This is a genomic window from Micromonospora cynarisoli, assembly GCF_030518815.1.
GTDB classification, from domain to species: Bacteria; Actinomycetota; Actinomycetes; order Mycobacteriales; family Micromonosporaceae; genus Micromonospora; species Micromonospora wenchangensis.
The window spans coordinates 1,268,696-1,290,203 of sequence record NZ_CP130426.1; the positions used below are offsets into that span (position 1 = coordinate 1,268,696).

Below are 21,508 nucleotides of genomic sequence, written 5' to 3' on the forward strand. Positions count from 1 at the left end.
CGGCGACGGACGCCGACCCGGACCGGGCGGTCAGCCGGCGTGCGGGGTGGCGACGTCGAGGACCCAGGTGACGCCGAACCGGTCGGTGAGCATCCCGAACCCGGGTGCCCACGGCGACGGCCCGTACTCCTCGATCAGGTCCGCGCCCTCGGCGAGCCGGTGCCAGAGCGCGCCGACCTCCTCCGCGCTGTCGCCCCGGACGGAGACGAAGAACCGTTCGCCGGTCAGCGTCGTCCCGTTCTCGCGGGTGGTGGCGGTCGGCGCGGCTGCGGCGGGGGCACCGGCGGGCACGTCGTAGGCCATGATGGCGAAGCCGTTGTCGGCGGTGACCTGACCGAAGACGACCCGGTCGGCGTCCGGCAGGTCCTTCGGCATGCCCAGGTCGCCGTAGCTGACGACGGTGCTGCGGCCACCGAACACGGACCGGTAGAACTCCAGCGCCGCGCGGGCGTCACCCCGGAAGTTGAGGTGCGTGGTGGCGGAGATACCCATGGTCGACTCCTTGCTGTTGGTGCTCGACGCCCGGAAGTGGGCTGGTCGGGAGCAAGATTCGCAGCGGTAGGTGACAGGGAATGGCACCTACTACGGGCAGAATGGATTCCATGCCGACCACGTCCGCCCGACTGCTCGCCCTGCTGTCGCTGTTGCAGAGCCGTCGGGACTGGTCCGGCGGGGTGCTGGCCGAACGCCTGGGCGTCAGCCTGCGTACCGTGCGCCGCGACGTCGACCGGCTGCGGGACCTCGGCTACCCCGTCGCCGCCGTCAAGGGTCCCGACGGCGGTTACCGGCTCGCCGCCGGCACCGTGCTGCCCCCACTGCTGTTCGACGACGAGCAGGCCGTTGCCCTCACCGTCGCCCTCCAGGTCGCGGCGACCGGCACGGACGGCGGGCTCGCCGACGACGCGGCGCGGGCGCTGCACACCGTCGGGCAGGTGCTGCCCACCCGGCTGCGGCAGCGGGTCGGGGCGCTCACCGTCACCGCCGTCGCCCGGCCCGCCACCGCAGCGGCCGAACCGGTCGACGGCGGGGTGCTGCTGACGCTCAGCGCCGCCGCGCAGAACCGCGAGATCCTGCGCTTCGACTACGGGCCCGACAGCACCGACGGGCCGGCCCGGCACACCGAACCGCACCACGTCGTCACCTGGGACGGCCGGTGGTACCTCGTCGCCTGGGACCTCGACCGGGCCGACTGGCGGACCTTCCGCGTCGACCGGATCACCCTGCGCCCGCCCCACGGGCCGCGCTTCACCCCGAGGCCGCTGCCCGGCGGGGACGTCGCCACGTACCTCACCGGGGTGTTCCGTGGGTCGGGCGGCGGGTCGGCGGACTGGCCGTGCCGGGGCACGGTGCTCCTCGACCTGCCCGCCGCTACCGTGGCCCGGCACACCCGCGACGGCCTCGTCGAGGAGATCTCCCCCGACCGGTGCCGGCTCACCCTCGGGTCGTGGTCCTGGGTGAGCCTCGCCGCCGCCGTCGCCCGGTACGACGCCGAGATCACCGTCGTCGGCCCGCAACCGCTCGCCGACGCGTTCGCGCTGCTGGCCGGCCGGTTCACCCGCACCGCCACCGGTCACGCCGCCGCCGGGACGCGGTCAGGCCAGCAGCGGGAGCGCGGCGAAGGTGTGGTCCCGCCACAGCAGCCGTGAGGTCTCCTCCGGGTACGCGACGACCGCCGCCCGCTCGTCGAAGACGCGCGTGCCGCGCCCCGCGTCGTACGCCGGCCACCCGGGGTCGCCCGTCGCGGCGAACGCCGTCCACGCCCCCCGGAGCTGCCCGGACAGCTCGTGTGCCGCCGGCGGAGGCGGATCACCGATCAGCATGGCGGGCTGCCCGCTGGTCAGGTTGCCGAAGACCAGCGGCACGTCCAGGCCGTGACAGGCACCGAGGGCGCCGCCCAGGCCCGGCGCCGGCCAGGTCAGCTCGTAGAAGTGCGCCCGGCCGCCACCGGCGAGCTGCGCCTCGGCCAGGTGCAGGCTCGGCATCCGGAACAGCCAGTCCGCGTTGACCAGCTCGTACAGTTGCTCGTCGGTCGCGTCGGGGAACGCCTCCCGGTAGCGGCGGGCACCGTCCGGGCCCGGGGCCAGCATCCGCAGCGCGGTCCCGGTCTGCTCCGGCGTGACCTGGCCGAGCACCCCGTCGAGCAGGCTGAACAGCCGGTGCTCGTCGCGGGTGTGCCCGACGAGCAGGTCGACGTCCCGGGCGGCACCGTCGGCCAGCGCCCGCCACGGGGTCGCCGGCAGCACGTCGCCGTCGACGACCGGCGCGAACGGGATCGGTCGGTGGGTGATCGACCCCCACCGCTCCCGCCACCTGACGATCCCGGCCGAGATCGCCTGGCCCACGGCCGGCAGCCGGTCCGGCGGCACCGTCGACAGGTCGGCCAGGGTCGGTCGTACCCCCAGCTCGGCGGCGCAGGCGGCGGCGACGTCGGCGGCCAGCTCGGGCGAGAGGAACGTCCCCGGGACGCTCTGCGCGACCGCCCGCCGGAACAGCCCGGCGGCGCGCGGCACGGCCAGCAGCGCGGCGACCGAGCCGCCGCCTGCCGACTGACCGAAGACCGTCACCCGGTCCGGGTCGCCGCCGAAGGCGCGGATGTTGTCCCGCACCCAGCGCAGGGCCGCGACCTGGTCGAGCAGCCCCCGGTTGGCCGGGGCACCGTCGAGCTGCCCGAATCCCTCGAAGCCGAGGCGGTAGTTGAGCGTCACCACCACGGTTCCGCCGTCGGCGAGGTGTCCGCCGTCGTACTCCGGGAGGCCGGAACAGCCGACGAGGTAGCCGCCGCCGGGAATCCACACCAGGACCGGCAACCCGGCCGCCGGGTCCGGGTCCGGCGTCCAGACGTTGAGCGTCAGCCAGTCGTCGCCGGTCCCCTGCGGGGACGTCCCGAACGCGCCGGGCTGCGGGGGCGGCGGACCGAAGGCGAGCGCCTGACGTACGCCGTCCCAGCCGCGCACCGGCTGCGGCGCGGCGAACCGGAGGGCTCCGACCGGCGGTTCGGCGTACGGGATGCCCCGGAACACCGCCCGGCCCGCCTCCCGGCAGCCGTGCAGGACACCGGCCACGGTACGGACTTCCGGCTCGGACTCCGACGGCATGCTGGCCCCTTCCCGCTCCCGGTCGGCCGCAGCATCCCAACGCCCGCCGACCACCGGCAAACCATTTAGGACCTGCGAACGGGGTCGATCAGGTTGAACAGTCAGGTCAGACCGTCGAGGAGCCGGACGACGTACTGGCGGATCTCGTCGCGGACCTCGCGGACGACGGGCAGCGGCTGGCCGGCGGGGTCGGTGAGTTTCCAGTCCTCGTAGCGTGTGCCGGGGAAGACGGGGCAGGTGTCGCCGCAGCCCATCGTGATGATCACGTCGCTGGCCTCGGCGGTGTCCCAGTCGAGGATCTTCGGCTGTTCGCCCGCGATGTCGATGCCGACCTCGCGCATGGCCTCGACCGCGACGGGGTTGACGTGTTCGGCGGGTGCGGAGCCGGCGGAGCGGACCTCGACGGCGTCCCCGGCGAGGTGGCGCAGCCAGCCGGCGGCCATCTGGGAACGGCCGGCGTTGTGGACGCAGACGAACAGCACCGATGGCGTGGTGTGCCGGGTGGGGGTGCTCATGGGTGGACCTCTTCCGGTGCGGCGGCGGTCAGGTGATGGCGGGACTGCGGCGTTCGATGAGGACGACGTCGCGCCACCGGTCGTGGTGGCGGCCGAGGCGTTCGCGGACGCCGACGGTGCGGAAGCCGCAGGCGTGGTGCAGGGCGAGGCTGGCGGTGTTCTCGGGGAAGACCCCGGACTGGATGGTCCAGATGCCGGCCTGTTCGGTGGAGTCGATGAGGCGGTGGAGCAGGAGCCGGCCGACGCCTCGGCCCCGGGCGTCGGGGTGGACGTAGACGGAGTGCTCCACGACCCCGGCGTAGACGCACCGGTCGGACACCGGGGTGCACGCGACCCAGCCGAGCACGCGGTCGGCAGCCGTGTGGTCGAGGGCGACCCAGCGGTGTCCGGGCAGGCGGGTGGCGGTGAACCGGGCCCAGGTGGGTGGTTCGGCCTCGAAGGTGGCGTCGCCGGTGGCGATCCCGTGCCGGTAGATGTCGAGCACCGCCGGGGCGTGCTCGTCGGTCATCGGCACGAGATCGGGTCGGGGCGACCGGACGCCGGTCATGAGGCGGTCCGTCCCGGCTGTGCCGGTGCCAGCTCGACCGCCGCTGCGTCCCGCTGGCGGACGGTCGGATACCACCAGGTGGTCGCGGCGAGCGCGACCCCGACGGCGGCGAGCTGCGCGGCGATGAACCCGGCCGCCGAGGTGGGGGCGATGCCGGCGAAGGTGTCGGTGAACATGCGGCCGATCGTGACGGCCGGGTTGGCGAACGAGGTGGAGGCGGTGAACCAGTACGCGCCACCGATCCACGCCCCGACCGCCGCCGGAGCGAAGTCGGTCCGGCGGGCCCGGGTGAGGGCGGCGATCAGCAGCAGGAGCCCGGCGGTCGCGACGATCTCGGCCAACCACAGTCCGCTCCCGTCCCGCCGGTGGGTGGAGATCGCGACGGCGGGCAACCCGAACATCAGGTGCGCAAGCACCGTGCCGCCGGTCGCACCGAGCACCTGAGCCACGACGTACGCGCCGAGATCACGGGTCGACGGACCGGTTCCCGCACGGCGGGCCTGCCACCAGGCAGCGAGTGACACGACGGGGTTGAAGTGGGCACCGGACACCGGACCGAAGATGAGGATCAGCGCGCCGAGGGCGAACGCGGTGGCGATGCTGTTCTCCAGCAGTTGCAGCCCCACATCGCCCGGCGAGAGGCGGGTGGCGGCGATCCCGGAGCCGACCACGGCGGTGACGAGCAGGCCGGTGCCGACCAGTTCCGCCGACGCCCGACGCAGCACGGCGTGCGGCGGGTCGGGCGTCACCGGGTCGGCCCGGTCGACGCGGCGGCGGCCGAGACGTCCAGGAGCCGGGACAGGGCGGCGAGGCGGGCCGGGACGATCCAGTAGTAGACCCAGGTGCCCCGACGCTGGCAGTCGATCAGCCCGGCTTCGCGCAGCACCTTCAGGTGGTGGGAGATCGTCGGGCCGGTCAGGGTGAACGCGTCGGTCAGCTCGCACACGCACACCTCGCCGCCGGCCCGCGCGGCGATCAGGGACAGCAGCCGCAGTCGTACCGGGTCGCCGAGGGCCTTGAAGCCGCGCGCCAGGCCGGCGGCGGCGTCCTCCGTCAGGGCCTCGGTGACCATCGGCGTGCAGCAGGCCGACGGGTCGGCGAGGACCGGCAGTTCTTGTCTCGACACCCGTCTAGTTTGACAAGCATCAAACCAGAGTGCAATCTTCTGCCTAGACAGGCATCTAAACAACCGGAGGTGTGGGATGTCCCGCGTCCAGCTCGCCCTGCGCGTCTCCGACCTGGAAGGGTCGATCGCGTTCTACTCGAAGCTGTTCGGCACCGAGCCGGCCAAGCGGCGACCCGGCTACGCCAACTTCGCCATCGAGGAGCCCCCGCTCAAGCTGGTCCTGCTCGAAGGCGACCCGGACCAGGCCACCGCGCTCGACCACCTGGGGGTCGAGGTGTTCGACGGCGCGCAGGTCACCGCCGCCACCGACCGGCTCACCGAGGCCGGGCTGATCACCCTGACCGAGAACGACACCTCCTGCTGCTACGCCGTGCAGGACAAGGTCTGGGTTCGCGGGCCCGGTGACGAGCGCTGGGAGGTGTACGTCGTCAAGGGCGACTCCGACCGGTACGGCACCTCCGCGCAGACCTCGCCCGCAGCCGACGACGAACGAACGTGTTGCGAGACCACGTCCCGCAGCTGACGCCTGGCGGCTACACCGGCGGTGGGGGCGGGGTGAGCCAGGCGAGGGGTTGACCGCTGAGGGCGGCTTCCGCCAGGCGGTACGCGCTGGCGGTCTTCAGTGCCGCACGTGAGCTGTCGATCAAGCGTTGGACGTTGCCGATGCCCTGATGGCGGTACTCGACTGCCTGGACGAGGCATTCGAGTTTGTCGGCGTCGCGGGCGACGATGGCCTCAGGCGTCTCGCCCGCTTCGTACTCGGCGACGGCGGCGCTGATGAGGTCAGCGACGGCCGGCGGGCAGGCGGCGACCTGATCGGCGGTGACCGTGGCGTTGGGTGCGGCGGTGAGATAGCGCCTGGCGATGTGCGGGATGTCGGTGATCCGGGTTTCCTGGGTGTCGTGCAGGACGCACAGCATCGACACCCGGGCCGGGTCGGCACCTTCCATGGCGGCGAGCATCATCCCGATCAGCGCCGTCCGGAACGAGTGGTCGGCGATGGACTCGGGGTGCTTGACACCGGCGAACCACCACCCGGTGCGGGCGGCGCGTTTGAGTACGCCGGCCTCGAAGATGAAGCGCATGGCTCCGACGTCGTCGTGGTCGTCGTTCATCTGCCCGCCCCCTCGGTGACTCCGTCTGCTCGCAGGCTGTGGACGATAGAGGTTGGTTCTTCGGCTGCTTGCACAGTTCCTCTTGATCGATCCGGATCACTCGTTCGGGACGCGAAGGTCGATCCGTGGGGTCAGCGCCCACGTTCGGGCCGAGTGGCCCAAGCCGCAGCGGCGGCGCAAAGCATGAGGCAGACGAACAGGCAACTCAGCGCGCCACACGGCAACATGGCCCCAGCCCCGATGCCCTCCATAGGCATCAGCGTAAGCACTCAACCAGCCGTGCTCGCAGCGTGACCCATGCAGCGGTCAACGCCGATCACGTGCGGCGCACTCGACGGGCCGAATAGATCATCTCGACTTCAGATGATGTGCGTGGACGGCACCCAACGGAACATCCCGAAGTTGCAGGCGAGGGGGACTCGGCGCGCGACATGTCGGGGTACCGTCCGACTAGGTGGCGGCCGGTTCAGGTTGCCTGGGCCTCGTGATCTTGGAGTGGCGCTATGGCCTCGTCCGTCGATCCGCGCTTCGGCGCAGCTCTCCGTGAGTTTCGGCAGCGACGAGGGTTGTCACTTCGCCTCCTGGGACAGCTTGCCCATCGGAGCAAGAGTCATCTGCACGAGTTGGAGGCGGCGCTCAAGGCTCCGACAGTCGCCACGGCGCGTCACCTCGACCATGTTCTCGAAGCGGGGGGTGTGCTTGCTCGGTTGGCGGATGCGCCAGTCGATCATGCGGCTGAGGCCAGTGAGCTGCGGGCGAGAGTTGCCGCCAGCGATGTCAGCGGGGACGTGCTCGATCGGATAGAGCAGGGCGTCGACGATCTGGCCAGTTCCTATCCGACGATGACCCCGGCGGATCTCTTGCCGTTGGTGCGGAGGCATCTTTCGTACGTAGGGCGGCTACTGGACGGACGGGTGACGCTCGCGCAGCAGCGGCGGCTGTTGGTTGCCGGTGGCTGGCTGTCGGTGCTACGAGCGACGGTTCACATCGATCTGCGGCAGCGGACTGCTGCGGTCGCCCACCTACGAGCTGCTCGTGATCTTGCCGATCATGCTGAGCATGGCGAGGTCCAGGCATGGTGTCTCGAAACCCGGGCCTGGGACGTGTTGACCCAAGGTGACTACCGGGCGGCACTCGATCTCTCCCAGCAAGCGCAGCGGATCGCCCCGAGGGGGAGTTCCGCCCGCATTCAGGCGACTGCCCAGGAGGCTCGTGCGTGGGCGAGGATCGGAGACGTCGGTGCGACCCGGCGGGCGTTGGACCGGGTGGAGCGACTGACAGCGAATTTGCCCGTTCCTGAGCGGGCCGAGCACCACTATCGCTACGACCCCGCCAAGGCCGCTGCCTATGCAGCCACGACTCTGGCATGGGCGGGTGATCCCGGCGCCGAGCAGGTGGCGCGGGCGGTGCTGACCGAGCTGGACCCGTACGGCGACGGGGGAGCACGGCCCCGCCGGTCCGCGTCGGCCCGCCTCGATCTCGGTCTCGCCCTGGTCGCCGCCGGCCAGTCGGACGAGGCGGCTGCGCTGGGGACGCAGGCGGTGACGTCCGGCCGGGTAGTGCCGTCGAACTGGTGGCGGGCGGCGGAGTTGTTGGCCAAGGTGGAGCAGTCGGGAGCACCAGAGGCGGCAACATTGCGTGACGCGTGCCTGGAATACGCACCCAGGCGGTAGCCGCCAGCGGACAGCACACCCGGTTAGCGGACGCTCACCCTCTGGATCGGCGGCAAGCTGGGCATAACGCTGAACCTCACTGAAGCCGGACGCGGGACGAGGCACATCAACAGATGTCCTCCGCGTCCTGACGACGGAGGGTCGGCCACATGACGATGAGCATCGGACTTCGGCGATGAGGGCGCATCTGCCGATGTGGAGCCGATCTGCCCTGTCATGCCCGGCACCGGCTCCCGATCGAGCGTGGCCACTGACCCGGGGACGGTGAGCGGTGACCAGCAGTGCGGAGCAGATGGTCCTCGCGGTTCACCTTCGCGGGCTCGACGGCTCGTGCGTCGGGTGTCGGGCGCGGCTGTCCCCTACCCGTGCTGGCAGGTGGTAGTGGGGAACCAGCCGGCAGGCCCGCGCGAGCGGATGGCCGAGCGAGGCGCATCAAGGGGCAACGAGGAGAGCTGCGGCCCGTTGGTCGAGTTGCTTCGCGAACGCAGGCAGGCGTGGGCCGAAGCTGCTGAGCCGGGTACGTATGTTCTTCACGGCCACGGTAGCCCGGCCGGACCGGACGCCGACCATCGAGTCCAGGGCGTCGTTCCAGCTCTCGGTCGCCTCGCGCAGCCGCCCGCGAACACATTGGACGTCGGCGAGGTTGGCCAACGTCAGGGTGTGGATCCGCCGGTACGCCTCGGTGTCGCGAGTGGCGACCGAGCGGCGCAGCTCGGTTTCCGCAGCGGGAAGGTCACCCAGGTCGCGAAGCGCCTGGCCCGCCTGACTCGCCAGCGAGGTCGTGGTGAAACCGCTGGTCTGGATCCAGGTCGGCTCGTCGTCCGGGGACGCCTTCGCGAGGTGGGCCTCGGCGGCCCTGAGCGCCGCTGACGTCTTGGCCGGGTCGCCCGTCGCGGCGTGCCCCCGGGCGGCGAGAACGGTGAACAGCGCGGTCGCCGCCGGAGTCGCCCTCCCCTTCGACCAGGCGAGGGCCGAGTTGGCGAGTTGCAACGCCTCCGCACCATGTCCCAGGTCGACAGCCTGATGCGCCATCGCCCGAAGCGTGAAACCGGCCAACGCCCGATCGTCCGCCTCGTTGGCCAGCCGCAGCGACTGGAGGTAGTACCGCTGGGCCACCCCGTGCAGGGACGAATCGAACGCCTTCCAGCCCGCGAGATAGGTCAACTCGGCGGCGGCACTGAACATGGCCCGACGATCCTGGTCGGAGGTGAAGGTGCCCTGAAGGTAGCCGGCCACGTCGGAGGTGAGGTACTGGACCACGGCGAGCCGCGCATGCCCGCCGCCGAACCGCTCGTCGGCTCTGCTGAACACCGCGAGCATGTCACGCACGGCGTCGATCTCGCGGCGACCCACCGCCGCGCCCCCGCCCCGCGCCCGTCGACCCCGCTCCGCGATGTCCTCCCAGGAGTCCAGCGGAACGGCAAGCGCAGCCAGTGAGTACAGGGCGGTGAATCCGAACGCCCGTCGTTCCACGTCGGCTCTCCCGAGCGTCAGGAGATCAGTGGCCGGGTCGTGCTTCCACCAATCCAGGCCGGTCAGATCAGGTTCCAGGCTATCGCCGACGACAAGCCCGAGATCGGCCGGGCCGACAACCCGGCCCAACCGGCGGGAGGAGGCTTCGGCCAAATAGCGGGAGGTCGTCTCGGGTGGGCTTTACTCCGGCGATCCAGTGCCCCACATGGGAACGATCACAGGACGGGAGCGCGCCACCGTTCTCCAGCGCGACGGCACGTACCGCTGCGGCACAGGCGTCGTACGACCACCGGCACTCGCGAACGAGGGCCAGCAGTCTTTCGTTGCGTCGCCGTACTGCCATCGGTGGCCTTCCCCGTTGCACTGCGTTCCACGCGTTCAACACCAACGCTGCCCGGCGCGACTTCCGAGCACCACGGCATCACCGTTTACTGCGAGTAGACCCTATGGGACAGCGAGTGACAGGCGCAACGGTCATCCCGCCTCCCGACCGGCGCGGCAGAAGGCGAGAGCGCAGATGATTTCCCAGGTCCTGTCGGTCCTGTTCGGGGGGTTGGTGCCGGGCTTCCTGCTCGGGCTGCTCGCGTTCCGGGTCAAGTCCCGGTGGTGTCCCCACTGTGGCGGGTCCACCCACACCATGCCCGTGCCGGGACACGACCGGTGACCGGCCCAGGCCGGCAGCGCACCGACACCGAGTCGGCGATCGGACGGCGGATGGCCGAGTTACGGGCGCGCCGGGGCATGAGCCAGCAGGTCTTCGCCGACCGGATCGGCAAGTCGAAGAGCTGGGTCGACAAGGTCGAACGGGGGGTGCGAACCCTCGATCGGCTCTCCGTCATCGACACCGTGGCCGGCGTGCTCGGCGTCGCGCCGCACCTCCTGCTCGCAGGGCGGACCCCGCCGGCACCGGTCACCGACGTCGGTGCCGCCGTGGAACGGGTCGGGGCGGCGCTGGCCCGCCACGACCCCCCGGCGTCCACCCCGGCCGGACCGCTGCTGCGGCGGCTCGGCGACCAGGCCGGACACGCCTGGGCGGCGTACCGCAACGGGCAGCACCCCCAGGTGCTGCGGGTGCTGCCCGACCTGCTCGCCGACAGCCGCCACGCCGGCCACACCGGCCCGGTGGACCCGCCCGTCCTCGACCTGCTGGTGCGGGTCCACCGGCTCACCGCCCAGACGCTGGTCAAGCTCGGGGACGCCCAGCTGGCCTGGCTGGCCGCCGACCGGGCCATGATGACCGCCGTCCGTGGCGACCCGGTGCGGATCGGCCGGGCGGCGGTGACCCTCGCGCAGGTGCTCCGGGCGCTGCGGCGGGGCCGGCTGGCCAGGACCGCCGCCCTCACCGCCGTACGCCAGCTCGGCCCGGCGGCGGCGCAGGGCGACCCGCCGGCGCTGGCCCTGACCGGGGCGCTGCTGGTCGAGGCCGCCCTCGCCGCCGCCAGCTACGGCGACGCCGCCACCGCCCACGACCTGACCAAGCGTGCCGCCCCGCTCGCCACCGCCGACGAGCCGCCCGACCCGGACGGCATCACGTTCGGCCCGACCAGCGTCGACCTTGCCCGCGCCCTGACCGCCACCCACCTCGGCGACCACCACCGGGCCGTCGCCCTGCACCGCCGGGCCACCGGGCACGACGGCTGGCGACGGCTCCCCGCCGAACACCGCGCCGCCCACCTCATCGACATCACCCGCAGCCACCTCGACCTGGGCGACCCCGACGCCGCCGGGCGGGCCCTGCTCGCCGCCGACCGCACCGCCCCCGGTGAGACCCGCACCCGCCCCGCCGCCCGCGCCGCCCTGACCGCCGTGCTGCGCGCGGGCCCCACCCCGGCCGACGTCGCCCGCCTCGCCGACACCATCGGACTGACCCGCCCTGACCAGGATGCAGCGAGCAGCCGGCCCCACAGGGTGCGTCGACCGGGTGACCCCTGTTGATCGCCGCCGCTGCGGTGTGGGCGTCGTCGCAGCATCCGGGTGGAAGAGTCGCCGTTACCGTTGACCGGTGGTCGGCAATCGAGAGACGTTCCGGGACGAGCTGGTCGCCTGCGGGTTTCCGCCGCTGGTCAACAGACTGGCCGGGGCCGGCTGCCCGGGCCGGGTCACCACCCGCGACCTCGGGCCGCTGCGGCTGGTCTCCCTCGACACGCCCGCGAGCGCGTGTGTCGGGCGGGAACGTGACGCCTGCGACGGCGGGAACCTGGCGGTCAAGGTGATGACCCGGGGTCGGACGCGGATCGAGCAGGGGCGTGGCACCGCCGAACTCGGGCCGGCCGACCTGGTGCTGCTCGATCCGACGCGCGGGCTCCGGTTCGATAGCACCGCCTCGGCGCACGTTACCATCCTGGTTCCGCGCCGGGAGCTGCGGATGCGGCCCGCGCAGATCGACCGGCTCGTCGGCGTACGCATCGACGGCAGCCACGGTCCGGGCGCTCTGGTCTCCGTGCTGGCCCGGGAGTCGGCGCGGTCGGCGACCGGGTTGCGCGAGGCGGCGGCGCTGCGGTCGGCAGCGGCCGTCATCGAGCTGATCGCGGTCGCGCTGGAGGCCCGGCTGGGCGACGAGCAACCGGCCCCGGACGAGCGGCTGCGGGAGCGGATCACCGGCTACATCGAGGCCCGGCTGGCCGACCCCGGTCTGTCCCCGCCCGGCATCGCCGCCGCCCACCACATCTCCGTACGCCGGCTGCACAAGCTGTTCGAGGACCAGCCGTTCACCGTCGCGGCCCTGATCCGCCGTCGCCGCCTGGAGCGCTGCCGGGCCGAGCTGGCCGCAGGCGGACGTACGGTCACCGCCGTGGCCGCCCGGTGAACATCGTCCGCCCCGGTGAGGGCGAGATCCTCGGCAGCGGGGCGCAGCAGATCCGCATCCTGGAAAACGGCGAGCACACCGAGCACCGGTTGGGGTTCGCCGAGGTCACCGTCCCGCCGGGCACCCCGAGCCCGTTGCAGCACCGCCACGCCCAGCACGACGAGGGCTTCTACGTGCTGGCGGGGACGTTCCGGTTCACGGTCGGCGAGGACCAGTACGACGCCGGACCGGGCACCTGGGTCATCGTGCCGACCGGGGCGCCGCACACGTTCGCCAACGTCGGCGACGGGAACGCGGTCATGCTAAACACGTTCACGCCGGACCTGTACGTGCAGTACTTCCGCGACTTCAAGGCCATGATCGATTCTGGACGGCCGGTCAACGCCGAGACCATGGCACCGCTGTGGAAGACCTACGCCACCGAGATCTCGACCGAGTACGCCTCGTGAAGCGCACCCCGCCCGACCGTCACGGCGGCCCGTGCCCCGACCAGGATTCGAACCTGGGCTCTCCGGTTTCGTAGACCGGCGCGCTGTCCGCTGCGCCACCGGGGCTCACGGCCGACGCCCGGGGGCGTCGGCCGGTCTAACCCTTCACACAGACCACCTGCCTGAGGTGGGCCACCACCTCGACCAGGTCGTCCTGCCGGGCCATCACCTCGGTGATGTCCTTGTACGCGCCGGGGATCTCGTCGACCACCCCGGCGTCCTTGCGGCACTCCACCCCGGCGGTCTGCACCGCCAGGTCGTCGACGGTGAACGTCCGCTTCGCCTGCGCCCGCGACATCCGCCGGCCGGCCCCGTGCGACGCCGAGCAGTAGGCGTCCGGGTTACCCCGCCCCCGCACGATGTACGACCCGGTGCCCATCGACCCCGGGATGATGCCCAGGTCCCCCCGGCCGGCCCGGATCGCGCCCTTGCGGGTGACCAGCACGTCCACCCCGTCGTAGTGCTCCTCCGCCACGTAGTTGTGGTGGCAGGAGATCGGCTCCCCGTAGCTGACCTGCGGGAATGCGTCCCGCACCACGCCGCAGAGCAGGGCCAGCATGACCGCCCGGTTGCGCCGCGCGTACTCCTGCGCCCACCACAGGTCCCGCCGGTAGGCGTCCATCTCCGGGGTGCCGGCGAGGAACACCGCCAGGTCCCGGTCGGGCAGGTCGGCGTTGTGCGGCAGGGCACGGGCCACCCCGATGTGCCGCTCGGCCAACTCCTTGCCGATATTGCGGGAACCGGAGTGCAGCATCAACCAGACCTGCCCGGCGTCCGGGCCGTCCTGCTCGACGCAGACCTCGATGAAGTGGTTGCCCCCGCCGAGGGTGCCGAGCTGGTGCCGGGCCCGGCTCTCCAGCTGCGCCACCCGGCGGTCCAGGGTGGCGAACCGGGCCCAGAAGTCGTCCCAGCCGCGCTGCTCCAGGCCCCGGACCCGACGCGGGTCGACCGGGTCGTCCCGCTTGGCGAAGCCGACCGGCACGACCGCCTCGATCGCCGAGCGCAGCGACGCGAGGTCGTCGGGCAGGTCGGCGGCGGTGAGCGAGGTGCGTACCGCGCTCATCCCGCAGCCGATGTCCACCCCGACGGCGGCCGGCGAGACGGCCTGCCGCATCGCGATCACCGAGCCGACGGTGGCGCCCTTGCCGTAGTGCACGTCCGGCATCACGGCGACGCCCTGCACCCAGGGCAGCGCGCCGATGTTGCGCAACTGCTGCGCGGCCTGGGGCTCGATGCCGTACGGGTCGGTCCAGACCCGTACCGGCGCCTTCGTGCCCGGCAGCGGGGTGAATGCCATGGTCGTTCTCCTCGTTCGTGGGGGGCAGGGGTGACAGAATTCGAACCTGCGACCGTCGGGTGTGGAATCCGGTGCTCTCCCCCGTTGAGCTACACCCCTCGGCGGGTGTCCGGGTCGAAAAAGCCGCCCGGACCCCCGGTGGGGTGGGCGGCTGCGCGGGTCGCGCTGGCGCTATCCGCGCCGCCACCCCCGCCGCCACCGGCAACCCCGGGCTCGCTCGCCGGCTGGCAACAGCACCCTGCCGCGCGGCAGGAACCGCGTGGTCTCGGTGCTGAGGTACGGCGACACGGTGTGCTCCCCGGCTGGTCGGTGTGGCGTCGACGTCGAACCTAGGCGGACGCCCGCACCGTCGCAAACGGATATCCGTCCTCGCCCGGGTGGCGATCCGGCTATCGCAGGTCGCACATGGTGGAGAGCGGGTCGAGCCAGAGGCTGCCCACGATGACGATCGGGTAGCGGACCTCCCGGACCTGTCCGTCGGCGGTCTCGACGGAGAACCGCACCGACAGCGGCTCCGCCGTGGGTGCCTCCCCGCACTGGAACTGCACCACCACGCCGATCCAGCCGGTGCCGCCGGGCCGGATCAGCCGGGTCCGGCCGAGATCACGGACGACGACGGTGGGGCTGTCCGCCTGGACCGACCGTACCGTGACCGGGGACGGCCCGGCGTTGACCACCGCCAGTGACCCTTCGAGCCGGGCCCGGCCGCCGGAGTTCACCCCGCTGCCGCCCATGGCGGCCGGAATGGCGACCAGGCTGACCGCCGACTCCCGCTCCTGCCGGGCGCGTGCCTCCTGCGACCGGTCGACGCCCCAGCCGCCCAGCACGAGGCCGGCCACGAAGGCGGCCACCAGGCCGAGGACGAACCGGGGTCGGGCGGCACGGCGGGCACGGGCACCGGCCGGCCCGAGGGACCCGGGCCGAGGGGCGTCCAGGTCGATCACGGCATCCTCGGCGGACATGGCGACAGCCTAGGGTGTCCGAACGGCGCGGGCGTGTCCGCCCCGGCCGTCAGACGGTACGGTCCATGGCCATGGCTCTGATGCGGTGCGAGTTCGACTCCGAGGCCCTGGGCATGAGCACGTCGATGACGGTGATCCTGCCGCAACCCGACCCGGCGCGGCCCGAGCCCGCCGACGCGGGCCCACCGGTGCTCTACCTGCTGCACGGGCTCAGCGACGACGACACCGCCTGGACCCGTCAGACCTCGGTCGAACGGTACGTGTCGGCCCTGGGTCTGGCCGTGGTGATGCCCCAGGCAGGGCGCAGCTTCTATGCCGACGAGAAGCACGGCAACCGGTACTGGACGTTCCTCACCGAGGAACTGCCCCGGGTCTGCCGGTCGTTCTTCCGGCTCTCCGACCGCCGGGAGGACACCTTCGTCGCCGGGCTGTCGATGGGCGGCTACGGCGCGGTGAAGTGGGCGCTGCGGCAGCCGGAACGGTTCGCCGCGGCGGCCAGCCTGTCCGGGGCGCTCAACGTGGCCCACCGCCGCTACGCCCCGGACCGTCCGCTCGACCCGGACGTCTGGCACACCGTCTGGGGCGACGCCCCGACGGCCGGCCCCGACGACGACACCGTCGCGCTGGTGGGTCGGGCCGGGGCCGACACTCCCCCGCTCTACGTCGCCTGCGGCACCGAGGACTTCCTGTACGACGACAACGAGCGTTTCGTCGCGGCCGCCCGGGACCGGGGCGTGCCGGTGACCGTGGACTTCTCCCCAGGCGACCACGACTGGCCGTACTGGGACGCCACGATCCGCGACGTGCTGGCCTGGCTGCCGCTGCGCACCCGGCCGGCCGCCGGCTGAGCCGCCGACCGCCGGACCGGGCGGGTCGGCGGGTCAGACGCCGACGCTGCCGTCGACGGCCTCCCGCAGCAGGTCGGCGTGGCCGTTGTGCCGGGCGTACTCGTGCATCATGTGCAGCATCACCAGGCGCAGCGACACATCCTCGCCCCAGCGCGCCTGGTGGCCGGTGACGTCGAGTGAGGCCGCCTCCCGCTCGATCCGCCGGGAGTGCTCCACCTCCCGCTGCCACGCCGCGAACGCCTCCGCGCCGGTCGACCCCGTCGGGTCGTACGCCTGCTGGTAGTCGCCGTCCTGCGACCAGAGCAGCGGGACGTCCTCGGCGTCGATCACCCGGCGGAACCAGGCGCGTTCCACCTCGGCGAGGTGCCGCAGCAGGCCGAGCAGGGTCAGGTTGGACGTCGGTACGGCCCGCTGCCGCAGTTCATCGTCGGTCAGCCCTTCACACTTCATGGCGAGGGTGGCCCGGTGGAAGTCGAGGAAGGCGCGCAGCGTCTCCCGCTCCCCGGCGCGCAGCGGCGGGCCGATCCGTTCGGTGGTCATGTCGGGTCCTTCGGGGACGGGGTCGCCCCGGGCGGGCGGCCGGGAGCCGTCGGGCAGCCTAGCGGCCTGCGGCTGCCGGCCCGCCGGGAACGGACCCGGGCGGGTCAGCGGGGCAGGGACGTACGGGCCACCGGGAAATCGAAGTAGCTGTCGGGGTAGGGCTCGTCGGCGTACCGGTAGTGCCACCACTCCCGGTCGTAGTTGACGAAACCCTCCTGCGTCATCAGGCGTTCGAGCAGTTGCCGGTGGGTCCGGGCGACGCCGGTCACCCGGGGGTCGGCGGTGTGCGCCAGCGGGTCGAAGCAGTCGAATCCGGTGCCCATGTCGACGGTGCCGTCGGCGAACCGCCGCTCGACCGGGTCGGTGCAGGCCACCAGCGGCTGCCCGGGGGCGTACGAGGCGCGGGGCGGGGCCGGGCGGGGTTCCAGGGTCAGGTCGAGGGTGCTGCCCCGGCTGTGCGCGGTGGGCGCGCCGAGGTAGCCGTCGGCGAACAGCCCCGACTTGGCCACCCGGGGATAGAACTCCGCCTTCATCTGCTGCGCGGCGGGGTCCTTCGCCCAGCGGACGAACGCGTCGGCGGCGCGCTGCGGCCGGTAGCAGTCGTACACCCGCAGGCTCAGCCGCTGGGCGCGGGCCGCGTCCTGCACCCGCCGCAACGCCTCGGCGGCGGGCCGGGTGAGCAGGCACAGCGGCTCGTCGTAGCCGTCCACCGGCCGGCCGACGAAGTTGTGCGGGCCGGCGTACCGGATGTCCGCCACGATGCTCGGGTCGACCTCGGACAGCAGCACCACGTCGGCGGGGGCGCGCGGCCCGGCCGGGGTCGGCATGGCGGCGCTCGGCACCGGCGCGGGCTGCGGCGGCCGGCCACAGCCCGCCGTCGCGAGCACCGCCGCCGCGACCAGCAACCGGAGCGGCAGCCACCGGGGGTGGTCCGCGCCGGGTCTCACCGTCGTCGGCGTCCGTGGTGGGGCCGGTGGCGCAGGGCGAGCAGCAGCCCGGCGAGCCCGGCCACGACGGCGGCCAGGGAGACCGCGAACAGCGGACGTGACCAGGGGTGACTGCCCGGGTCGAGCCGGCCCGGCCCGCCGGCGGCGGCCAGCGCGGGCGGGGTGGCGGTGGCGGACGCGGACGGGCCGGCGGTCAGCTCGCCCGGATTGACCAGCCGACCGACCGCCGCGCCCCGGGGCAGCCCGAACCCCCAGTCGAGCAGGGCCGCGCCCTGTTCCCAGCCCCGCCTGTCGAGCACCTCCGCGCCGAGCAGGGTGACCACCAGCCGCCGGCCGCCCCGCTCGGCGGCCCCGACGTAGGTGTGCCGGGCCAGGTCCGTGTAGCCGGTCTTGCCGCCCAGCGCCCCCGGGTAGCGGTCGAGCAGCTGGTTGTCGTTCTGGATCGGGAACGCCTTCTCGCCGAGCGCCGGCTGGGCGGGGATCGTCGTCTCCCGGGTGGTGTCGTAGCGGCGGAAGGTGGCATCGGCGAAGCAGGCACGGGCGATCAGCGCCAGGTCGTAGGCGCTGGTGAACTGGCCCGGACCGTCCAGCCCGGACGGGGTCACCGCGTGGGTCTGCAACGCGCCGAGCTGCCGGGCGTGCTCGTTCATCGCCCGCAGCCCGCCGGGCAGCCCGTCGGGGCCGCCGCCGAGGCGGGCCAGCGCGTTGGCCGCCTCGTTGCCGGATTTGAGCAGCAGGCCCAACCAGAGGGTCTCGATCCGGTACCGGCCGCCCTCGGCGAAGCCCACGGCGGAGCTGCCGGGTTCGATGTCGAGGTCGCCGTGGGTGAGGGTGACCGTCTGGCGGGGGTCGAGCTTCGGCAGCACGGTGGCGGCGAGCAGCAGCTTCTGCACGCTGGCCGGGGTGCCGTACTCGTGCGGGCCGCAGCCGCCGAGCACGTCGCCGCTGTCCAGGTCGGCGACCAGCCAGGAGGTGGCCGCCACGGCGGGCGGCCTGGGTGTCCCGGCCGGTCGGACCTGTTCCGTGGTGGCCAGGGCGGGGCCGCCGACCGCCCGGGCGGCGGGGTCCGGGTGGGGCGGGACCGCCCGGGGTGGGCGGGACACGGCCGGCACCGGCGCGCACGGGCCGGTGGTGACGGCCCCGGCGGCGTCCGCCGCACCGGCGGGTGCGACGACCGGCGACAGCAGCACGGCGGCGATGACGGCGGCGGTACGTCCCCGAACTCTCACGCTGACGAAGGTAGTGACGCCCGCCCCGCCGGTCCGGCGATCCGGCGAATCCCACCCGCTGGGTGCGGCCGGACCGCTAACATGCCGCCGGACGGCCTCGGGAGGTGTCGACGGTGGTGGATGGGGGTAGCGGAGGGTAGGCCCCGGTGAAGGAGGAGACCATGACCGACCCCCGCTACGCCCCGATCGGCCTCGCGGCCGGTGGTGACCTGGTCGACGTCGACGACGTCGACACCCGCCCCGTGGTGGGTGCGGACGACGCCCGCGCCGACGCCGCCCGCGCCGGTGCTGACGTGGACCTGTCCGACGCCGCCCGCGACGGCGACGGCGTGCCGGTCGGTGCGGCCGACGCGGACGCCGACCGGGCCCGGGCGGCAGGCGAGCAGGGCTGACCGCCGGGCGGGGGCGATCAGCCGCCCCCGCCCGGCGATACGCCCGGCCGGCCCGCTACGGGCCGGCCGGCGTCGTTCAGTGGCTACGGATCGCGCGGTGGATCTGCACCGGCAGGGCCGGGGCGCCGTCCACCGGCGCCGGGTCCTCGGGGGTGGGCGCGATGCCACCGGCGGCGATCCGGTCGAGGGTGGCCAGCCCGGCCGCGTCGATGCTGCCGAAAACGGTGTAGTTGGGGCGCAGCGCCGAATCCGCCTGGACCAGGAAGAACTGGCTGCCGTTGGTGTCCGGCCCGGCGTTGGCCATGGCGAGCGTGCCCCGGGCGTAGAGCCGGCGCACGCCGGTGGGGTCGGTCGGCGCGGGCGGCAGGTCGGTGGGCAGCTCGTCGCGGTAGCGGTAGCCCGGCCCGCCCTCACCGGTGCCGGACGGGTCGCCGCACTGGAGCACCTGCAACGTCGGGTAGGCGGTCAGCCGGTGGCAGGGCGTCCAGTCGTAGAACCGGTGCTTCGTCAGGTGCAGGAAGCTCTGCACGGTGCACGGGGCCTGCTCGCGGTCCAGGGTGAGTCCGATCGGTCCCTGGCTGGTGCGCAGGGTGATCCGGACCGTGCCGTGGTCGGGCGTCCGGCGCGGGTCCGGCGGCAGCGGCACCGGCCGGGCCGGCGGTTCGTCGGGCGTGGACGTGTACGCGCAGGGTCCCTTCGTGGTCCGGGCGGCGGACGGCCCGTCGGCGGGCGCGGCGACGGCGGCGGTGCCACCGGCGACGACCAGCGCGGCCGAGGCCAGGGCCGCCCCGGCGAGGCGGGCCAGCCGGCCGTGGGGGCGCGACCCGGCGGCGGACGGTCGGGGTTCACTCGACACTGATGGTCCTCCTGGACTCGTGGTACCGGAGAGACGGCGGGTACCGGAACGACCGGAGTCTATGGATGCTGCCACCGGTTGTCGACGCCGGCCGATCCCGGCGGGGGTGACCGTCGTCAGTGCCAGGCGACCCGCCGCCTGACCCGGCGGCGGGAGCGCCGTCGACGGCCGACCGTGAGCAGGACGGCCAGCACGCCGACCAGCCCGGCCGCCCCGCCGACCGCCGCCCCGCCGAGCCAGTGCGGTGCGCCGGGCGTCGGCCGGGGGGCGGCCGGAGCGGCGGCCACCGGGGCAGACGGCGGAGCCGACGGGCTGGCGGTGGTCAGTTCACCGGGCTCGACCAGTCGCCCCACCGAGGCGTCCCGGGGCAGGCCGAAGCCCCAGTCGAGCAGCCGCGCCCCCTGTTCCCAGCCGCGTACCGGGCGGGCCTCGGCCCCGAGCAGGGTCACCACGAGTCGTCGCCCACCGCGCTCGGCGGCCCCGACGTAGGTGTGCCGGGCCAGGTCGGTGAAGCCGGTCTTCCCGCCCAGCGCCCCCGGGTACCGGTAGATCAGCTGGTTCTCGTTCTGGATCTGGAAGCCGGGTTTGCGCAGTGCCGGCTGGGCCGGGATCTGGGTGCGTTCGGTCAACGCGTACCGGCGGAAGGTGGGGTCGGCGAAGCAGACCCGGGCAATCAGCGCCAGATCGTACGCGCTGGTGAACTGGCCCGGCCCGTCCAGCCCGGACGGGGTCACCGCGTGGGTCTGCCACGCCCCGAGCCGGCGTGCCTCGGCGTTCATCTCACGGACCCCGGCGGCGGCGCTGCCCGCGCCCAGGCGGGCCAGCAGGTTCGCCGCGTCGTTGCCGGACTGGAGCAGCAGGCCGAGCCAGACGGTCTCGACCGGGTAGCGACCGCCGTCGAGCAGGCCGACGGCGGAACTGCCCGGCTCGATGTCCAGGTCGGCGCGGGTGGCCGTGACCACCTGCTTCGGGTTCAGCTTCGGCAGCATGGTGGCGGCCAGCAGCAGCTTCTGCACGCTGGCCGGGGTGCCGTACTCGTGCGGGCCGCAGCCGCCGAGCACCGCGCCGGTGTCCAGGTCGGCGACGAGCCACGAGGTCGCGGTGACCGGCGGCGGCGCGGGCACCCCGGGCGGCACGGTCAGCCCGGGGGTGGCCAGCGCCTCGCCCCCCACCCGCTGCTGCTCGGGCACGGCCGTGGGCGGCGTGGGCCGGGGCGGTCGGGTCACCTTCGGCGTCGGCAGCTTCGGGCACGGCACGACGACGGCGGCCGACCCGGCGCGGGCCGCACCGCCCGCGGTGGCGGGGGTGGCCGGCACACCGGTGAGGAGTACGGCCGCGACGCCGGCGGCCAGGACCCGGGCTCTCATGGTGAGGCACCCTACCGAGACGGGGAACGGGTTCCCCAGGGGACGCGGCCGGCCCGACAGGGTCCCGAACCTGACCGTCGATGACCGAAACGTGACTTCAGGTAGCCGGAATCGGCCCTCCCGCGCACCGACGGGATCGCTCCCAACCCCGATGAGCTGCGGTTTCTCCGTCGACCACGGAGGGCGACAGGTAGCTCACCGGAATTCTTGAACGATCTTCGACCGGTCCCCG

General features: G+C 73.4%; 23 protein-coding genes, 2 tRNA genes and 2 pseudogenes. 9 read left to right on the forward strand and 18 right to left on the reverse strand.

Translation table 11 applies throughout. From position 1 onward, the window contains the following. Positions 1 to 30: 30 nt before the first annotated feature. Positions 31 to 492 (reverse strand): VOC family protein, encoded by a 462-nt coding sequence (locus Q2K16_RS05260; protein WP_302743885.1) that lies wholly within the window; start codon positions 490 to 492, stop codon positions 31 to 33. Positions 493 to 602: 110 nt separating this feature from the next. Between Q2K16_RS05260 and Q2K16_RS05265 the strand changes: the two genes are divergently transcribed. Then, a complete protein-coding gene (locus Q2K16_RS05265) occupies positions 603 to 1,646 on the forward strand; it encodes a helix-turn-helix transcriptional regulator (protein ID WP_302743886.1) in 1,044 nt (347 codons plus the stop codon). On the opposite strand, the gene Q2K16_RS05270 is transcribed toward Q2K16_RS05265, so the two are convergent. The 5 genes and pseudogenes from Q2K16_RS05270 to Q2K16_RS05290 form a co-directional block, all read right to left on the reverse strand. Next, a complete protein-coding gene (locus Q2K16_RS05270) occupies positions 1,593 to 3,095 on the reverse strand; it encodes a carboxylesterase/lipase family protein (RefSeq protein ID WP_302743887.1) in 1,503 nt (500 codons plus the stop codon). The genes Q2K16_RS05265 and Q2K16_RS05270 overlap by 54 nt on opposite strands. Before the next feature lie 101 nt (positions 3,096 to 3,196). Then, entirely contained in the window at positions 3,197 to 3,610 is a 414-nt protein-coding gene (locus Q2K16_RS05275; RefSeq protein ID WP_302743888.1) for an arsenate reductase ArsC, read from the reverse strand. A gap of 28 nt (positions 3,611 to 3,638) precedes the next feature. Continuing rightward, positions 3,639 to 4,118: a GNAT family N-acetyltransferase gene (locus Q2K16_RS05280; protein ID WP_302746372.1), complete on the reverse strand. Its 480-nt coding sequence runs from the start codon at positions 4,116 to 4,118 to the stop codon at positions 3,639 to 3,641. Positions 4,119 to 4,162: 44 nt separating this feature from the next. Beyond that, positions 4,163 to 4,906, reverse strand: a pseudogene (locus Q2K16_RS05285) (aquaporin); the annotation flags it as partial. After that, positions 4,903 to 5,283 carry an ArsR/SmtB family transcription factor gene (locus Q2K16_RS05290; protein ID WP_489671852.1) on the reverse strand — a complete coding sequence of 127 codons (381 nt, stop codon included), beginning with the start codon at positions 5,281 to 5,283 and terminating at the stop codon, positions 4,903 to 4,905. The gene Q2K16_RS05290 and the pseudogene Q2K16_RS05285, both read right to left, overlap by 4 nt. Before the next feature lie 76 nt (positions 5,284 to 5,359). On the opposite strand from Q2K16_RS05290, the gene Q2K16_RS05295 reads away from it, so the two are divergent. Further along, positions 5,360 to 5,806: an ArsI/CadI family heavy metal resistance metalloenzyme gene (locus Q2K16_RS05295; RefSeq protein ID WP_302743889.1), complete on the forward strand. Its 447-nt coding sequence runs from the start codon at positions 5,360 to 5,362 to the stop codon at positions 5,804 to 5,806. 10 nt (positions 5,807 to 5,816) lie between these two features. On the opposite strand, the gene Q2K16_RS05300 is transcribed toward Q2K16_RS05295, so the two are convergent. Beyond that, positions 5,817 to 6,398, reverse strand: coding sequence for an HD domain-containing protein (locus tag Q2K16_RS05300; RefSeq protein ID WP_302743890.1), 582 nt, complete (start codon positions 6,396 to 6,398; stop codon positions 5,817 to 5,819). 503 nt (positions 6,399 to 6,901) lie between these two features. Between Q2K16_RS05300 and Q2K16_RS05305 the strand changes: the two genes are divergently transcribed. After that, the gene (locus Q2K16_RS05305) at positions 6,902 to 8,071 is read left to right on the forward strand and encodes a helix-turn-helix domain-containing protein (RefSeq protein WP_302743892.1); all 1,170 of its coding nucleotides are present in this window, start codon (positions 6,902 to 6,904) and stop codon (positions 8,069 to 8,071) included. Between the two features lie 432 nt (positions 8,072 to 8,503). Here Q2K16_RS05305 and Q2K16_RS05310 read toward each other — a convergent pair. Both Q2K16_RS05310 and Q2K16_RS33165 read right to left on the reverse strand, forming a co-directional pair. Further along, positions 8,504 to 9,709 (reverse strand): annotated as a pseudogene (locus Q2K16_RS05310) (NsdA family TPR-like regulatory protein); the annotation flags it as partial. Next, entirely contained in the window at positions 9,624 to 9,887 is a 264-nt protein-coding gene (locus Q2K16_RS33165; protein ID WP_489671853.1) for a hypothetical protein, read from the reverse strand. The pseudogene Q2K16_RS05310 and the gene Q2K16_RS33165, both read right to left, overlap by 86 nt. A gap of 174 nt (positions 9,888 to 10,061) precedes the next feature. Between Q2K16_RS33165 and Q2K16_RS05315 the strand changes: the two genes are divergently transcribed. The 4 genes from Q2K16_RS05315 (at position 10,062) to Q2K16_RS05330 (ending at position 12,799) form a co-directional block, all read left to right on the forward strand. Further along, positions 10,062 to 10,208: a hypothetical protein gene (locus tag Q2K16_RS05315; RefSeq protein ID WP_302743895.1), complete on the forward strand. Its 147-nt coding sequence runs from the start codon at positions 10,062 to 10,064 to the stop codon at positions 10,206 to 10,208. After that, positions 10,205 to 11,479, forward strand: coding sequence for a helix-turn-helix domain-containing protein (locus Q2K16_RS05320; RefSeq protein WP_302743896.1), 1,275 nt, complete (start codon positions 10,205 to 10,207; stop codon positions 11,477 to 11,479). Before Q2K16_RS05315 ends, Q2K16_RS05320 begins: the two co-directional genes overlap by 4 nt. 67 nt (positions 11,480 to 11,546) lie before the next feature. Further along, positions 11,547 to 12,350 carry an AraC-like ligand-binding domain-containing protein gene (locus tag Q2K16_RS05325; protein ID WP_302743897.1) on the forward strand — a complete coding sequence of 268 codons (804 nt, stop codon included), beginning with the start codon at positions 11,547 to 11,549 and terminating at the stop codon, positions 12,348 to 12,350. After that, positions 12,347 to 12,799: a cupin domain-containing protein gene (locus tag Q2K16_RS05330; protein WP_302743898.1), complete on the forward strand. Its 453-nt coding sequence runs from the start codon at positions 12,347 to 12,349 to the stop codon at positions 12,797 to 12,799. Before Q2K16_RS05325 ends, Q2K16_RS05330 begins: the two co-directional genes overlap by 4 nt. Before the next feature lie 32 nt (positions 12,800 to 12,831). Here Q2K16_RS05330 and Q2K16_RS05335 read toward each other — a convergent pair. The 4 genes from Q2K16_RS05335 to Q2K16_RS05350 all read right to left on the reverse strand — a co-directional run bounded on the left by Q2K16_RS05335 (position 12,832) and on the right by Q2K16_RS05350 (position 15,097). Then, positions 12,832 to 12,904 (reverse strand) — tRNA-Arg (locus tag Q2K16_RS05335). Between the two features lie 31 nt (positions 12,905 to 12,935). Beyond that, the gene (locus Q2K16_RS05340; RefSeq protein ID WP_302743899.1) at positions 12,936 to 14,135 is read right to left on the reverse strand and encodes an RtcB family protein; all 1,200 of its coding nucleotides are present in this window, start codon (positions 14,133 to 14,135) and stop codon (positions 12,936 to 12,938) included. Positions 14,136 to 14,160: 25 nt separating this feature from the next. Then, positions 14,161 to 14,234 (reverse strand) — tRNA-Trp (locus Q2K16_RS05345). A gap of 290 nt (positions 14,235 to 14,524) precedes the next feature. Then, positions 14,525 to 15,097: a hypothetical protein gene (locus Q2K16_RS05350; RefSeq protein WP_302743901.1), complete on the reverse strand. Its 573-nt coding sequence runs from the start codon at positions 15,095 to 15,097 to the stop codon at positions 14,525 to 14,527. Between the two features lie 71 nt (positions 15,098 to 15,168). On the opposite strand from Q2K16_RS05350, the gene Q2K16_RS05355 reads away from it, so the two are divergent. Then, positions 15,169 to 15,945, forward strand: coding sequence for an alpha/beta hydrolase (locus Q2K16_RS05355; RefSeq protein WP_302743903.1), 777 nt, complete (start codon positions 15,169 to 15,171; stop codon positions 15,943 to 15,945). A gap of 33 nt (positions 15,946 to 15,978) precedes the next feature. Here Q2K16_RS05355 and Q2K16_RS05360 read toward each other — a convergent pair whose 3' ends face one another. From Q2K16_RS05360 to Q2K16_RS05370, 3 genes are all read right to left on the reverse strand, one after another. Further along, on the reverse strand, positions 15,979 to 16,485 hold the full coding sequence (locus Q2K16_RS05360; RefSeq protein WP_302743904.1) for a DinB family protein: 507 nt from the start codon (positions 16,483 to 16,485) through the stop codon (positions 15,979 to 15,981). Between the two features lie 104 nt (positions 16,486 to 16,589). After that, positions 16,590 to 17,432: a M15 family metallopeptidase gene (locus Q2K16_RS05365; RefSeq protein WP_302743905.1), complete on the reverse strand. Its 843-nt coding sequence runs from the start codon at positions 17,430 to 17,432 to the stop codon at positions 16,590 to 16,592. Further along, positions 17,429 to 18,661, reverse strand: a complete 1,233-nt coding sequence (locus Q2K16_RS05370) for a D-alanyl-D-alanine carboxypeptidase family protein (RefSeq protein WP_302743906.1) — start codon at positions 18,659 to 18,661, stop codon at positions 17,429 to 17,431. Before Q2K16_RS05370 ends, Q2K16_RS05365 begins: the two co-directional genes overlap by 4 nt. Before the next feature lie 161 nt (positions 18,662 to 18,822). On the opposite strand from Q2K16_RS05370, the gene Q2K16_RS05375 reads away from it, so the two are divergent. Further along, positions 18,823 to 19,053: a hypothetical protein gene (locus Q2K16_RS05375; RefSeq protein WP_302743908.1), complete on the forward strand. Its 231-nt coding sequence runs from the start codon at positions 18,823 to 18,825 to the stop codon at positions 19,051 to 19,053. 76 nt (positions 19,054 to 19,129) lie between these two features. Here Q2K16_RS05375 and Q2K16_RS05380 read toward each other — a convergent pair whose 3' ends face one another. Both Q2K16_RS05380 and Q2K16_RS05385 read right to left on the reverse strand, forming a co-directional pair. Next, positions 19,130 to 19,909 carry a peptidylprolyl isomerase gene (locus Q2K16_RS05380; protein WP_302743910.1) on the reverse strand — a complete coding sequence of 260 codons (780 nt, stop codon included), beginning with the start codon at positions 19,907 to 19,909 and terminating at the stop codon, positions 19,130 to 19,132. 116 nt (positions 19,910 to 20,025) lie between these two features. Then, complete coding sequence (locus Q2K16_RS05385) at positions 20,026 to 21,276, reverse strand: D-alanyl-D-alanine carboxypeptidase family protein (RefSeq protein ID WP_302743912.1); 1,251 nt, start codon at positions 21,274 to 21,276, stop codon at positions 20,026 to 20,028. Positions 21,277 to 21,508 lie beyond the last annotated feature (232 nt).

What these genes read in the sequence shown, in the direction of transcription:
- Q2K16_RS05295 (WP_302743889.1), top strand. Translation starts at nt 5,360, where the DNA reads ATGTCCCGCGTCCAGCTCGCCCTGCGCGTCTCCGACCTGGAAGGGTCG.
- Q2K16_RS05360 (WP_302743904.1), bottom strand. Translation starts at nt 16,485, where the DNA reads ATGACCACCGAACGGATCGGCCCGCCGCTGCGCGCCGGGGAGCGGGAG.
- Q2K16_RS05275 (WP_302743888.1), bottom strand. Translation starts at nt 3,610, where the DNA reads ATGAGCACCCCCACCCGGCACACCACGCCATCGGTGCTGTTCGTCTGC.
- Q2K16_RS05270 (WP_302743887.1), bottom strand. Translation starts at nt 3,095, where the DNA reads ATGCCGTCGGAGTCCGAGCCGGAAGTCCGTACCGTGGCCGGTGTCCTG.
- Q2K16_RS33165 (WP_489671853.1), bottom strand. Translation starts at nt 9,887, where the DNA reads ATGGCAGTACGGCGACGCAACGAAAGACTGCTGGCCCTCGTTCGCGAG.
- Q2K16_RS05265 (WP_302743886.1), top strand. Translation starts at nt 603, where the DNA reads ATGCCGACCACGTCCGCCCGACTGCTCGCCCTGCTGTCGCTGTTGCAG.
- Q2K16_RS05375 (WP_302743908.1), top strand. Translation starts at nt 18,823, where the DNA reads ATGACCGACCCCCGCTACGCCCCGATCGGCCTCGCGGCCGGTGGTGAC.
- Q2K16_RS05315 (WP_302743895.1), top strand. Translation starts at nt 10,062, where the DNA reads ATGATTTCCCAGGTCCTGTCGGTCCTGTTCGGGGGGTTGGTGCCGGGC.
- Q2K16_RS05280 (WP_302746372.1), bottom strand. Translation starts at nt 4,118, where the DNA reads ATGACCGACGAGCACGCCCCGGCGGTGCTCGACATCTACCGGCACGGG.
- Q2K16_RS05300 (WP_302743890.1), bottom strand. Translation starts at nt 6,398, where the DNA reads ATGAACGACGACCACGACGACGTCGGAGCCATGCGCTTCATCTTCGAG.
- Q2K16_RS05305 (WP_302743892.1), top strand. Translation starts at nt 6,902, where the DNA reads ATGGCCTCGTCCGTCGATCCGCGCTTCGGCGCAGCTCTCCGTGAGTTT.
- Q2K16_RS05340 (WP_302743899.1), bottom strand. Translation starts at nt 14,135, where the DNA reads ATGGCATTCACCCCGCTGCCGGGCACGAAGGCGCCGGTACGGGTCTGG.
- Q2K16_RS05350 (WP_302743901.1), bottom strand. Translation starts at nt 15,097, where the DNA reads ATGTCCGCCGAGGATGCCGTGATCGACCTGGACGCCCCTCGGCCCGGG.
- Q2K16_RS05385 (WP_302743912.1), bottom strand. Translation starts at nt 21,276, where the DNA reads ATGAGAGCCCGGGTCCTGGCCGCCGGCGTCGCGGCCGTACTCCTCACC.
- Q2K16_RS05260 (WP_302743885.1), bottom strand. Translation starts at nt 492, where the DNA reads ATGGGTATCTCCGCCACCACGCACCTCAACTTCCGGGGTGACGCCCGC.
- Q2K16_RS05355 (WP_302743903.1), top strand. Translation starts at nt 15,169, where the DNA reads ATGGCTCTGATGCGGTGCGAGTTCGACTCCGAGGCCCTGGGCATGAGC.